This is a genomic window from Sorangium sp. So ce124, from assembly GCF_051525235.1.
Classification (GTDB): Bacteria; Myxococcota_A; Polyangia; order Polyangiales; family Polyangiaceae; genus Sorangium; species Sorangium atrum.
In genome coordinates this window covers 7,682,154-7,694,282 of record NZ_CP150312.1, presented here as the reverse complement: position 1 = coordinate 7,694,282, position 12,129 = coordinate 7,682,154, and the positions used below count along the sequence as shown (strand labels likewise).

At 72.9% G+C, this 12,129-nt stretch carries 10 protein-coding genes and 1 pseudogene; all 11 read left to right on the top strand.

From position 1 onward, the window contains the following. The first annotated feature begins 147 nt into the window (after positions 1 to 147). The 11 genes and pseudogenes from WMF19_RS28845 to WMF19_RS28795 all read left to right on the top strand — a co-directional run bounded on the left by WMF19_RS28845 (position 148) and on the right by WMF19_RS28795 (position 12,059). Positions 148 to 600 carry a transposase gene (locus WMF19_RS28845; RefSeq protein ID WP_437901692.1) on the top strand — a complete coding sequence of 151 codons (453 nt, stop codon included), beginning with the start codon at positions 148 to 150 and terminating at the stop codon, positions 598 to 600. 280 nt (positions 601 to 880) lie between these two features. Then, positions 881 to 1,033: pseudogene (locus WMF19_RS28840) on the top strand (sigma 54-interacting transcriptional regulator); the annotation flags it as partial. Continuing rightward, the gene (locus WMF19_RS28835; RefSeq protein ID WP_437893283.1) at positions 1,018 to 1,326 is read left to right on the top strand and encodes a helix-turn-helix domain-containing protein; all 309 of its coding nucleotides are present in this window, start codon (positions 1,018 to 1,020) and stop codon (positions 1,324 to 1,326) included. The pseudogene WMF19_RS28840 and the gene WMF19_RS28835, both read left to right, overlap by 16 nt. 165 nt (positions 1,327 to 1,491) lie before the next feature. Beyond that, a complete protein-coding gene (locus tag WMF19_RS28830; protein WP_437893282.1) occupies positions 1,492 to 2,304 on the top strand; it encodes a hypothetical protein in 813 nt (270 codons plus the stop codon). Between the two features lie 9 nt (positions 2,305 to 2,313). Beyond that, positions 2,314 to 2,829: a hypothetical protein gene (locus WMF19_RS28825; protein ID WP_437893281.1), complete on the top strand. Its 516-nt coding sequence runs from the start codon at positions 2,314 to 2,316 to the stop codon at positions 2,827 to 2,829. Between the two features lie 613 nt (positions 2,830 to 3,442). Continuing rightward, positions 3,443 to 4,327 carry a hypothetical protein gene (locus WMF19_RS28820; protein WP_437893280.1) on the top strand — a complete coding sequence of 295 codons (885 nt, stop codon included), beginning with the start codon at positions 3,443 to 3,445 and terminating at the stop codon, positions 4,325 to 4,327. 19 nt (positions 4,328 to 4,346) lie between these two features. Further along, entirely contained in the window at positions 4,347 to 7,661 is a 3,315-nt protein-coding gene (locus WMF19_RS28815; protein WP_437893279.1) for a hypothetical protein, read from the top strand. Between the two features lie 58 nt (positions 7,662 to 7,719). Further along, the gene (locus WMF19_RS28810) at positions 7,720 to 8,322 is read left to right on the top strand and encodes a hypothetical protein (RefSeq protein ID WP_272094010.1); all 603 of its coding nucleotides are present in this window, start codon (positions 7,720 to 7,722) and stop codon (positions 8,320 to 8,322) included. 137 nt (positions 8,323 to 8,459) lie between these two features. Continuing rightward, entirely contained in the window at positions 8,460 to 9,383 is a 924-nt protein-coding gene (locus WMF19_RS28805) for an MYXO-CTERM sorting domain-containing protein (protein ID WP_437893278.1), read from the top strand. 195 nt (positions 9,384 to 9,578) lie between these two features. Continuing rightward, positions 9,579 to 11,048 (top strand): alpha-amylase family glycosyl hydrolase, encoded by a 1,470-nt coding sequence (locus WMF19_RS28800; protein ID WP_437323094.1) that lies wholly within the window; start codon positions 9,579 to 9,581, stop codon positions 11,046 to 11,048. A 168-nt stretch (positions 11,049 to 11,216) separates the two neighbouring features. Continuing rightward, entirely contained in the window at positions 11,217 to 12,059 is an 843-nt protein-coding gene (locus WMF19_RS28795) for a glutathione S-transferase family protein (RefSeq protein ID WP_437893277.1), read from the top strand. The last annotated feature ends 70 nt before the right edge of the window (positions 12,060 to 12,129 follow it).

Sequence of the window (12,129 nt, the reverse complement as noted above, 5' to 3'; positions counted from 1 at the left end):
GCATCCTGCCGGGTCACCTTCCGCAGCGCATGACCCATGGCCTCGTAGAGCGCCGATACGGTACGAGGCTCTTGCGCTCGAATGAACTGCTTGACCTTCGCGCGGCAGTTCTCCACCGGCGACAGGTCAGGTGAGTAGGGTGGCAGAATCCCGCCGTTCAGCCTGGAGCGCCTCGCTCTGCTGCCCGACGGCCGCATCGCATATCGGCTTCGGAGGCCACGCCGCAACGGCGCCACACACCTTGTGCTCGAGCCCATCGCGTTCATGGCCAGGCTGGCCGCGCTCATCCCTCCACCGCGCTACCCGTTGCTGCGCCTTGTCCGCCGTGCTCGCGCCGCGCTCGTCATGGCGCGCCGCAGTGGTGCCGCGTGTGCCAGCGGCGAGCGCGACGAGGTCATCGGCGAAACCTCCGAAGAGCAAGCCGACGAAGCCGGGTCCGACGCGGCGGTACCCGTGAGCGTGGAGCGCGACGGCGCGCCGCTCGCGCCCCACCTCGGAGGCGAGTGCCCCGGCTGCGCAGAGCGGTCCGCGCACCAGCCTCGGCGCCGGCGTCACGAAGCCAGTCGGTGCGCGCTTCGACTGGGCGAGCCTGCTCCGTAGGGTGTGCCTTGAGGAGGTGTCGGCCTGCCCGTGTGGCGAGGGGCGGAGGCTCGTGGCCGACATCTCCGAGCGCGAGGTCATCGTCGCCATCGTCAAGCATTTCGGGCTCCCGAGCGAGGCGCCTCCCATCGCGTGTGCGCGGGGCGCAAACTGCGACGCGGCGTGAGCGCCGCAAACGAAGTCCCGTGGCGCCCGCAACGCCGGCGTCGGGGCCGCGCGCGAGGCCGAGCTCTTCGGCCACGAGCGCGGCGCGTTCACCGGCGCCCTCGCGAAGCGCGACGGCCGCTTCGTCAAGGCAGCCGGCGGCACGCTGTTCCTCGACGAGATCGGCGAGCTCTCGCCCGCTGTGCAGGTGAAGCTCCTCCGCGGGCTCCAGGAGGGCGAGTACCAGCCCCCCGCCTGGAGGCGCCGCGCTACGTGCTCGCGCGCCTGACCGACTACACGTGGCCGGGCAACGTTCGCGAGCTCGAGAACGTGATCGAGCGCGCCGTGGTCCTCTGCCGCGGCGACCAGCTCTCCGTCGATGACCTGCCCGACTTCATCCACGAGGCCGCCCCCGCCGAGCCGAGCTCGCTCACCTTCTCGGTCGGCACGCCCCTCGACGAGGTCGAGCGAAGGCTCATCCGCGAGACGCTCCGCCACGCCCGCGGGGACAAATCCGTGGCCGCGCAGTTGCTCGGCATCTCGACGCGCACCATCTACCGAAAGCTCGGCGAGCTGGAGTGACGCCGCGCGCTCGGTTTGAATCGGGACGGTTTGCATCGGGACTCCGAGCCCATAGCGAGCACAGGGCGAGATGCCGCGCGTACCGCGCTGCACGCCGAGGTACGGTCTTCGTTGCGGTTGCCCGTGATCGCGTGCTCTCATAGCATGGCCTCTGCGGAGGTACTGATGTCTCCAAATGACGCTTCTATTGCCTGTGCTGCATGGAAGAAATTCTTCCGAGCCAGCGCAGTCGTACTCACGGGCCTCATCGCAAACGTCATGGTGCCCGCCTGTACGATCAAGCTGAACTCGGGAATTGACAACGAAGAGGGCAGCGAACCTGCCGCCGGATACGAACCACCTCCCGATGAAGGACCGAAGACGGATAACGAAGAGGACAGCGAACCTGCCGCCGGATACGAACCTCCTCCCGATGAAGGACCGAAGACGCCGGAGGAACAGGCCGAGGAGACATTTGCTCAGATGGATCCAGAGGAGCTCGCGCTCGCGTCCGCGAAGGCTAGCTTCACCACGTATGCCCTGGCCGGGATGATCGAATCGCTGAACCTGGATCCGGCGACACTCGACGAGGCAGCCATCGCCGAGCTGATGACACAATACATGCCGCTGGCCGTGGCGGAGGCGGACAGATGGCTTTCAACAATTGATACATCGACGCTTCCCCGTGAGAACAACCCGAATTTCGAGTGCAAGAAAAAGTACGGGTGCCCCTACATCACCGGGTGCCAGTACGCCGTTCCAGGCCATTCTCTGCCGACGGTCAGACACGCGTGCATGGTGAACGACTGCGGCGATGCGAGGTGCCGCAATTGCCCGGATTGGGTCGGCGACATCTTATCGCACCTCCTATTTCGCGCATGGTGTTCGTACGTCTGCATCGAGGAAGGCGTGACGAACGCGAAGATCGTCGCAGTCGGAGCGGGGGCGATCTCCTCGTTCGGAGGCTACTTCGTTGGACCCATCTGCAGAGATCCATGAGGAGGTCCCATGCGCGGGCAGAATAAGGATGGCGAATTTCGATCTCGGACACATGCCGAAGAGGAGGAGCTGCGAAGCACCGCCAGGAAAGCACTCGACGAGCTCATCGCCACGGAGCCGGAGAGATACCGAGCCACTCAGGAAGAGCTCGGTAAGGTGATGGGCACGATATGCGGGATGCTCAGCCTCGTAAGCGCTTTCGCAGCGCCACGCTATCTTGCGAAGGGGAATGCGGACAAGCGCCCGACGCCGGAGCAGCTCCTCGGGCTCTTCGATGACTACCTCTTCCTGAGTGAAAACATGAACTGCGCAGACGAGATGGACAACCCGTTTGCGCGAACGAAAGAGCCCACGCGCCGGCTGCGCGCGCTGCTCATGAGATGGGATTTCAGCCTGACAGCGCCCGACGCGATCGTGGAGGTCGCACGGGAGTGGCTTGCGGCCTACGGGATCCCCACGCCCGACGAAGGGTGGGACCGATGGGAAGGGCCAGAAGAGGACGAGGGTCCCGAGTCCCGAGGGTGATCTTCCGACAGCGCCGCTGTCGTGCGAGCTCGCCACCCTCCTGCTCACCGGAATGCCGCTCGGTGAGTTCGAGCGCAGGCTCGCCGGCGAGGCGCTCCAGTACGTCCACCGCGCGGGCGCAGCGCGGGGCCGCGCGTCAGCGCCAAGATCTACTTGTCACTTGACAAGAATGCCGCCCTGTGATCCCGCGGATGGCGGCAACTCCCTGGGCTGGCAGGACACAGTCGTGGGGTGGTCGCGGCAAAGTCGTGAGCCCCTCGTGAGACCGCGATGCGCCGGTCGCGGCGAGGTGGCGGACCTCCGCGAGACCGCCGTGCAGTGGTCCCGGCAAGGTAGTGGACCCTCGCGAGACCGCCGTGCAGTGGTCCCGGCAAGGTGGCGGATCTCCACGAGACCGCCGTGCAGTGGTCCCGGCAAGGTGGTGAATCCTCGCGAGACCGCCGTACAGCAGTCGCCGCCGCGCCGTCCCCCATCGCTCGGCTGCGCCGGGCGATGCCGGTGCGGCGTGCCCACGCGGAAGGCGCGCCCTGGCTGCTCGCACGGAACCTCTTCCCGGCCCCCTCGCCCAGCGCGTACTTTACAGTCGAGGACGCCCACCCAGCGAGGAGATGCAATGCCGAGAGCACCCGCAAAGAAGAAGCCCGCCGGCAAGAACAACGGCAAGATCGAGATCAACCAGAAGACGCCCGCCGCGGCGCCTGACCGCGCCGATGGCGCGCCCGCGCTCCCGGGCTCGGCCGAGGCAGCCGCCGAGTTCATGGAAGAAGCGCGGCGCATCCCCGCGCGCGAGATCCGCCCGCTCCGCGCGGACGTCGCGCTCGTCCATCACAACATCCGCGCGGGGCTCGACGCGGTGGGGCCGCGCGAGGCCGAGCTCGTGAAGCTGCCCGCTCCCTTCGACCTCGGCGCGATGAAGTCGCTCGGCCGGCTCGCCCTCGGCCTGGTCTATGCCGCGGCGCAGGTGGACCGCTCGTCGCCGGGCACCACGAAGAAGCTTCTCCAGCGCGCGCACGAGCTCCGCGACCTCCTGCTCAGCGCGGCGGTGGCCCTCATGAAGGCGGGCGTCCTGCCGGCCCAGCGGGTGAAGAAGATCATGGCGGGCAGCGGCGCGCGCGACATGGTGCAGGACTGCGTGGACCTCGCCCAGCTCTTCCGCGACCACGCCGCGGAGGTCAGAGGCAAGACAGCGATCACCAGGGCCCAGATCGACGAGACCGCGGCGATCGGCGATCAGCTCCTCTCGCTCCTCAAGCCCAAGGGGGCCAAGGCCAAGGCGCCGGAGCCCGTGAAGAGTGCGGTGGACGCGCGCGATCGGCTCTGGACGCTCCTCAGCCGGCGTCACGAAGAGCAGCTCCGCCGCGCCGGCATGTGGCTGTGGATCGGCGAGGTCGACGCGCACGTGCCGCCGCTGCTCGCGCGCACCGCGCGTAAGGCGAAGAAGCCGAACGGCAGCAGCGCGTCCAAAAGCGACCAAGGCGGCGCGCTGGACGAGGGCTGATCCCGGTGCGGGCCAGGAAGTGACGCGCCGCGCGCTCCTCGCTGTCCTCGCCGCCGTCCTCGCCGCGTGCAGCGCTGCCCCGGAGCGCCTCCCGCGGCCTGCGCAGCCTCGGGCCGCCGCGCTCGCCGACCCGCTGCCGCTCTCGCCTGCGCGCTACGTCCTCACCGAGGACATCGGCGTCCTCCTCGACGCCGCCGGGGACGGCGAACGCGCGCCCGCGCCCCGCCCGGAGACCGCGCTCTTCGAGGGGCGCCGCGTGCGCCTCGAGGGCGGTGTCGTGCTCGCCGACGCCCCCGCGGCCGAGCTGCTCCGCGGGTTCCGGTCGATCCCGGCGCGCCTCGGGGGCGGGTTCCTCCTGTGGTCCGAGGGCCGCGTCTACCGCGCCGCCGACTTCCTCGGCGAGCTCGCGCCCATCGCCGACGTCGGCGCTCCCGGCGGCGCGCGGCCGTACCTCGACACGATCCTCCTGCGCAGCGATCGGGGGCTCCTCGAGATCGATCCCTCCACGCTCGCCGTTCGCCGCTTCGGCGCCGCGGGCGTCGTCGACGCGGTGGCCGTCGACGCGCGCCGCGCGGCGCGCCTCGACCTGGTCGGCCGCGCCTCGGTCACCCTCGACGGGGGCGCTACCTGGATCGACGTGCTCGAGACGCGCGGGCTCGCCACGTCGCTCCTCGAGGAGCAGGACGGCGGCGGAGCGATCGCGCTCCTCGGGCCGTCGGGCGGCGCCACGCTCCACGTGAGCGCCGCCGGCCTCGTACCCGCGGTGCCCGCTGCGCCGCGGTCCGGGCCGAGCGCCTCGCTCTCTCTCCCGACTGCGCGGGACCTGCCGCTCGGCACCACCTCGGTCCGCGCGCTCGCTCCGGCGGGGGTCGCGCTGGCCGCGGCCTCCGGCGCTCTCCTCCCTGGCGGGAGGCTGCTCGTCGCTCGCGACGGCGGCCTCGCGGTGCTCGCGGCGGCGACCGCCCAGCCCCTCGCGCAGGCGGAGATCGAGAGCCTCGACCCGAGTTATGCGCGCTGCCAGCCGTTCCGGTCGGGCGACGACGTCTTGCTCGCGTGCGCGCACGAGGCCGCCCAGGTGCTCAGGCTCGAGACGACGCTCTCCGCGCCACGGCTGGAGGCCACGTTCCCGCCCCGCAGCCGAGGCCCCGATCCGATCGCGAGCTCTCCGGGCGCGTTCGTCGGCGACGATCGCGGTCGCCTCGCCTTCATCGGCCGGTGCGGCAGCGTTCCCCCTGGGCTCCACGACTTTCCGGAGAGCCCGGTAGACGGCGTCCCGACGGACGACGAGACGCCATGGCCCCGGCGCTCCGCGCGGCCGGCGCCGGACGAGCCGCAAGAGGACGCCGCGAGCCGCGAGCTCGCAGAGCAAGGCGTTGCGCGCGTGTGCGTGCGCGTCGGCGGCGGCCGCTGGGTCGAGCGCCGGATCGAGGGCGAGGACGCCGACCGCCTCTACCGCTGGATCGTCGGCGAGCGCGGGACCGTCACCGCGCTCCTGCTGGAGGCGCCGAGGGGGCCGCGGCCCTCCGAGGAGGACGAAGAGGAAGGGCGCCGGACCTCCGAGATCGAGGAGGAGGACGGCGCGCCGCGGAGGTCGCCCCTCGGCCCCCCCGTGAGCGGGCGCGAACGTCGTCCTGTGGGTCCACCCGAAGGCGTCCGCGTGGTCCGCGTGCGCGATCGCGACCCGGCGCTCGCGGGCGGCACCTTGCCGGCGCTCGTGGGCGGCGCCTTCCCAGGGACCGGCGATGCCGCATCGCCGCGCCTCATCGACACCGATTTCTGGGAGGACGACGACGGCGCCGTGCGCGGCTGGCTGCACCTGCCCGAGGAGGCCGACGGCGTCTCGCCCGCCCGCGAGGCGCTGCCGGAGGCGGGCTCTCCCGCGCGCGCCCGTCGAGCGGAGCGGCTGCTCTCGCGCCGCCGCGGCGGCCGCATCGCCGGCCTGCGCATCGACGCGCGCGGCGGCGTCACCGTCTTTCCCCTCCCGGCGGGCGTCCAGAACGTCGTCGTCGGCGGGCGGTTCGCGCTCGCCGCCACCGGCGACGACCCGCCGGCCTTCTTCGAGTCGACCGACGGCGGCCGCTCGTGGCGCCCGGCCGAGGGCCCGCCCGCACGCCAGATCGAGCCTCCCTTCGACGAGGGCGCCCCCTTCGCGTGCTCCCCGATCGGCTGCGCGATGGGTGAGCACGGCCTCGTCCGCCTCGGCTGGGGCGGCCCTCCGCCCTCGCCGCGCAGCGCGCCGCCCTTCGCTCCTGCGGCGAACCCAGCCCTCCGCGCCTCCCCGCCGCCGCTCGTTTCCTGCCGCCTCGACGACGACCCGTCCTCCTTCCCACCGCCGTCGGCCGCCCCGGCGCCGCGCCCCTCGGGTCGCCTCCCCGATCGCCGCGTTCCTCGGGGCATGCCCGCGGCAGGCGGCGAGCCCGCGACGGCCCGTCTGACCGGCGGCGAGCTCCCGGTCGTCTCGCTGTCGACCGCCCCGTCCTCTCCCCTGGGCGCGCTCCGCGACGGCACCTTCACCGCGAGCGTGCTCCTGCCGTTCGCGCGCGCCGAAGCGCCGCGCCGCCTGTCGCTCCGCGACGGCTCGCTCGGCGCGGTGTCCGGCGATGCTGTCCCCGTGCTGCTCGCGCCCGGCGCCAGGGCGCCTGCGGATCTCCTGCTGCTGTTCGACGCGAGCGGGCCGCAGGGCCGGCGCGGCCTCCGCGTGCGCGCGGGCGCCGAGCCGCCTGCGCTGCTGCCGTTCGACCACGCCGGCACGATCGCCGCCGCGGTCGAGCTGCCGGGCGGCGAGCTGCTCGCCCTCGACGCCGGAAGGCGCAGCTTCGTCGTCGCGGTGCGGCAGGGCACCTTCCCGGCCTTCGGGCTCGCGCGTGTCCCCGAGCTGGCGGGCGCCCGCCTCACCCTGGGCCGCCGGCTCGACGCTCCTGGCGTGGCCCTCATCGGCTACTCCGTCGCTTCGGGGGAGGTGGTCGCCGGGCCGATCGACGTCGCCCGTGGCCAGGTCGGCCCGCTCGAGCCGCTCGGGACCCTCGCGTCGCTCGCGGAGATGGGCGCCGGCGGCTGCGGCGGCGCGCGACCGTCGCACCGGTTCATCGCCGAGCTGCCCGCCGCGCTGCGGGTGGCCTCGAGGAGCGGGGCGCCGCTGTTCGACGGGGACGCCCCCGGCGCCGCGCTGCTCGCCGGCGGCCCCGGCGCCCTGTGCGTCGAGGCGATCGAGATCCGCGCCGCGGCCCGGGGTGGGCTGGACCTCGGTGTGGTCTTCGGCCCCGGCGGCGCCGCCGCCCTCCGCGGCGGCGGGGGCGCGAGGCTCCGCTGCGAGCTTCTGCCAAACCGGCCATGACGGGCGGTGGGTATCCGGAGATTCCGCGTCGGCGGGGCTCTCGTGCTAGGGTCCGCCCATGCCCGCCCTTCGATCCTTGGCCCTGCCGATCGCGGTGGCTGCGTCGATGCTCGAGCTGAACGCTTGCTCTGAGCGGCCCACCAGCTTCCCCGATCGCGACGGTGTCATCGCAGCCCAGGCCGAGTGGTGCGCCGCGCTCGCCAAGCTCCAGCGCGCCGGCGCGTCCTGGGAGCACCTCAACGCGTGCAAGGCCGCCTACCCGACCGCGTCGCCCACGTACCTCCGCGCGATGACGAGCTGCTTCTCGCGCCGCATGGAGGCCGCCACCGAGAGCTCGCCGGACCGGAGCCAGATCATCCTGGAGTGCAACGACGAGGTGGCCGTCAAGCTCAACCCGGACGAGCCCACGGCGGCGCAGGTCATCGAGTCCCGCTGCGCGCGCATGGCCCGCTGCGAGAGGGTGCCCGTCCCGGCGTGCAAAAGCGCGTTCAGCAAGCTCGAGGGGGCCCAGCGCGCGATGTTCACCACCATCTACAACGCCACCGGCCGTTACGAGATCATCGACTGCCTCGAGAACGCGAGCTGCACCGACAACGAGGAGGCGGGCCGCCAGGCCTGTTACAAGCCCACCTCCGACGCGCTGCTCTGGTTCCCGGACTGAGCCCCGCGCGCTGACGGTCGCCGTCTCGTCCACGCTGGCGGTGATCTTCTCGTCCGCGCCGCCGGCCCTCTGCATCCGCGCCGCCGGCCCTCTCGTCCGCGTCTCGTTGCCGCGAAATCCCTGGTAGCGTGCCGCGTATGCGAACCGCCCGATCTCGAACCGGTCCCCTGTCTCAGCTCGGCGCGCGGCGTCCGCGCGCCGAGCGTCCTCACGCCCGCCCCGCCGCGACCCAGCCCGGCGCGGCGCGCCGCCTCTTCCTCGCCGCGCGCGTGGTCGCCGCCGCGCTCGCGCTGATCGGGGCGTGGCTGCCCGCGAGCGCCGCGCACGCGGCGGGCACCGTCACCATCGTCGACCGCTCGCCCAAGGAGGACGACGGCCGATGGAAGCTCAAGATGACGATGAACTACGGAGCGATGCCGCACCTCGGGCACATCCCGATGCTGTTCTCGTTCACGCCGACGGTGCACTACGAGCGAGCGCTCACCGACAAGTCGCCCGAGACGCCGATCCTCGTCCGCATCCCGCTCCAGAACCAGCAGTCGATCAACGAGAGCATGGACGTCGGCTTCTCCGACAGCAGCGGCAAGGTCTTTGCGATCACCAAGTTCGACTTCGTCATCCGGCGCGATCGGGGCTTCGAGGCCGGCGAGTACGAGCTCGTGATCAAGCGCGCGAGCGACGGCGTGCAGATGGGTCAGAAGCAGAAGATCACCCTCCAGGGCGACAACCCCGTCATCGATCGCCGCGCGATCGTCTTCAGCGGCGAGAAGAAAAAGAAGGACGACAAGGCGGGCAAGGCCGAGGCCGAGAAGAGCGACGAGCCCGCCAAGGAAGAGGCATCCGAGGGCGCGCCCGCGGAAGGCGCCGCCGAGGCGGAGGCGCCCGTCGACGACGCGCCGCCCACCGAGGCGCCGCCGCCGGTGGAGCCCAAGCAGGGCGGCTGCGGCTGCCGGCTCTCGCCCGACGAGGCCGCGACGCCCCTCGCCCTGCCGCTCGTCGCCCTCGGCGCGGCCGCCGCGCTCGCGCGAAGGCGCGGCGAGCGCCGCGCGCGCCGCGCCTGACAGCGCCCGCGCCGCGAGCGCCCGGGATCGAGCGAGGCAGCCTCTGTGCTGGACGTTTCGCGCGCGGCCTCGGCCGGCCGCGCCTGCAGCACATCGTGATCGCCCTTGCAGGGACCACCCGAGCCCGCAGACAATCCTCCGCCGACGTCCGCTGTCCGCGACTCCCTCGCGGGCCCGCCGTCCCCAATCCAATCGATGAGCTCCCTAGTCCCTGCCCACCAGCACCCCCTGCTGTACGCGATCTTCGTGCGCGTCTGGCTCCACGAGCTCTCGCGCGCCGCCAAGGCCAGGGTGACGCTCGCCAGCGTGCCCGACGCGGCGCTCGACCGGCTCGCCGCGCTCGGGGTCGACTACGTGCACCTGATGGGCGTGTGGACGCTCGGCGAGGAGGGCCCGCGCCGCTCGCTCACGGATCCCGATCTGCGCGCCGAGTACGACCGCGTGCTGCCGGACTGGACCGAGGCCGACGTGGCGGGCTCCCCGTTCGCGGTCGCGCGCTACGAGGTGAGCCCCGCGTTCGGTGGCGACGCCGGCCTCGCGGATCTGCGCCGGCGCCTCGCGGCGCGCGGCATCGGGGTCATCCTCGACTTCGTCCCCAACCACGTCGCGCGCGATCACCACTGGGTGGCGGAGAAGCCCGAGCTCTTCATCGCCGGCGACGACGGCGCCCCGCTCAGCGGGCGCGATCCCTACATCCCGCCGTGGCCCGACACGGCCCAGCTCGACTACCGCCTCGCGGCGACGCGCGCCGCGTCCGTCGAGGCGCTCCGCAGCGTCGCGTCGCGCTGCGACGGCGTCCGCTGCGACATGGCGATGCTGGTGCTCGACGACGTCTTCCGGCGCACGTGGTCCAAGCGCCCGCCGGCGGAGCGGAAGGCCGAGGCCACCGGCGAGTTCTGGGCCGAGGCCATCGACGCCGTCCGCCGCGACCACCCGAGCTTCGTCTTCATCGCCGAGGCCTTCTGGGACCTCGAGTGGCGCCTGCAGATGCTCGGGTTCGACTACACCTTCGACAAGAGCCTTTACGATCGGCTGAGCCACGCCTCCGCGTCGTCGGTCCGCGGCCACCTCGCGGCGACGCCCGACTACCAGCGGCGGAGCGTCCGCTTCATCGAGCACCACGACGAGCCGCGCATCGCGGCCGTGCTGCCCCCGGATCGGCGCCGGGCCGCCGAGTTCATCGCGGCGACGGTGCCCGGGATGCGGTTCATCCACCACGGCCAGCTCGAGGGGCGGACGGTGCGCGCCTCGCTGCACCTCGCCCGCGCCCCCGAGGAGCCGGTCGATCAGGCCTGCCTCGCCTTCCACGAGCGGCTGCTCGCGGCCGTGCGCCGCCCCATCCTGCGCACCGGGAGCTTCGCCACGCTCACCGCGCGCGGGCCGGGCGCCGACGCGTTCGTCGCGTACCGGTGGGAGCCGCTCCCGGCCACCGGCGCGCCCAGGAGCGCGGCGCCCCTCGTGGCGGTCATCAACTTCGCCCCGTCGCGCAGCGGGTGCCGCATCCCGCTCGACATCGCCGGCATCGCCGGCCGCAAGGTCCTGCTCGCCGACCTCATGACCGGCAATGAGCACCCGCGCGACGGCGACGAGCTCGTCGATCTGTCGCGCGGCCTCGGCGTCGAGCTCCCCGCGTACGGCATCCACCTCTTCGAGATCCGGCGCTGAAGCGCGTCGCGCCCGGTTCTTCCCATAGCGGGGTGCAGATTCGTGTGATGCGGGCTCAGCCGCTAGGCAGGCGAGTGAGGCGTACGAAAGTACGCCGCAGCGAGCCGAACGACGCGGCTGCGCCCGCAGCGCACGAAGATGCGCCCCGCGATAGCCCTTGGAGATCTGATGTCTGATCCTGGCGCGGGCGCGCCCCTCCGCCTCATCACCATTCCCTGGAGCCACTTCTGCGAGAAGGCGCGGTGGGCGCTCGATCGCGCCGGCGCGCCGTACCGGGAGGACGCCTACCTCCCGCTCGCCCACGCGCTCCCGGCGCTGCGGGCCGGCGGGCGCCGCTCCGTCCCGGTGCTCGTCTCGCCGGCGGGCGTGCTCCACGACTCGACCGACATCCTGCGCTACGCCGACACGCTCGTGCCGCCGGAGCGCGCGCTCTTCTTCCAGGGTTCCCGCGAGCCCGCCGCGGGCCGCGCCGAGGTCGAGGCGCTCGAGGAGCGCTTCGACCTCGACCTCGGCCCCGCGACCCGCCGCGTCGCATACTTTCACCTCCTGCCCGACGCGGAGGGCGCGTTCGCCTTGATGGGCGGGTCGTTCCGCTCGCTCGAGGGCGCCGGCGCGGCGCCGCCCTGGTGGTTCGGGCGCGGCACCTTCCGCGCGTACTACCCGGTCGCGCGGGCGGTCATGAAGCGCGCCATGCGCATCGACGCCGCCGCCGCCGAGCGCTCGCGCGGCAAGGTCCGCGCGGTCTTCGACGCGGTGAACGAGCGCCTGCGCGATGGGCGCCCGTTCCTCGTCGGCGACCGGTTCTCGGCGGCCGATCTCACGTTCGCCGCGCTCGCAGCGCCGCTGCTCGCGCCCGAGCACCACCCGTCGCCGCTCCCGCCGCCCTCCGAGCTGCCGTCCGATCTCCGCGCGCTCGTCGAAGGGCTCCGCGGCGAGCCGGCCGGCGCGTTCGCCCTGCGCATGTACCGCGAGCACCGGCGCGCGAGGCCCGGACCAAGCGCCGGCGGGTGACGCTCGACGCCGCCCGGCCGCGGGACGGCGCCGATGCCGGCCCGCGCGCTCACGCGAGCGGCGCGCTCAC

What these genes read in the sequence shown, in the direction of transcription:
- WMF19_RS28830 (WP_437893282.1), top strand. Translation starts at nt 1,492, where the DNA reads ATGTCTCCAAATGACGCTTCTATTGCCTGTGCTGCATGGAAGAAATTC.
- WMF19_RS28820 (WP_437893280.1), top strand. Translation starts at nt 3,443, where the DNA reads ATGCCGAGAGCACCCGCAAAGAAGAAGCCCGCCGGCAAGAACAACGGC.
- WMF19_RS28810 (WP_272094010.1), top strand. Translation starts at nt 7,720, where the DNA reads ATGCCCGCCCTTCGATCCTTGGCCCTGCCGATCGCGGTGGCTGCGTCG.
- WMF19_RS28795 (WP_437893277.1), top strand. Translation starts at nt 11,217, where the DNA reads ATGTCTGATCCTGGCGCGGGCGCGCCCCTCCGCCTCATCACCATTCCC.
- WMF19_RS28825 (WP_437893281.1), top strand. Translation starts at nt 2,314, where the DNA reads ATGCGCGGGCAGAATAAGGATGGCGAATTTCGATCTCGGACACATGCC.
- WMF19_RS28805 (WP_437893278.1), top strand. Translation starts at nt 8,460, where the DNA reads ATGCGAACCGCCCGATCTCGAACCGGTCCCCTGTCTCAGCTCGGCGCG.
- WMF19_RS28800 (WP_437323094.1), top strand. Translation starts at nt 9,579, where the DNA reads ATGAGCTCCCTAGTCCCTGCCCACCAGCACCCCCTGCTGTACGCGATC.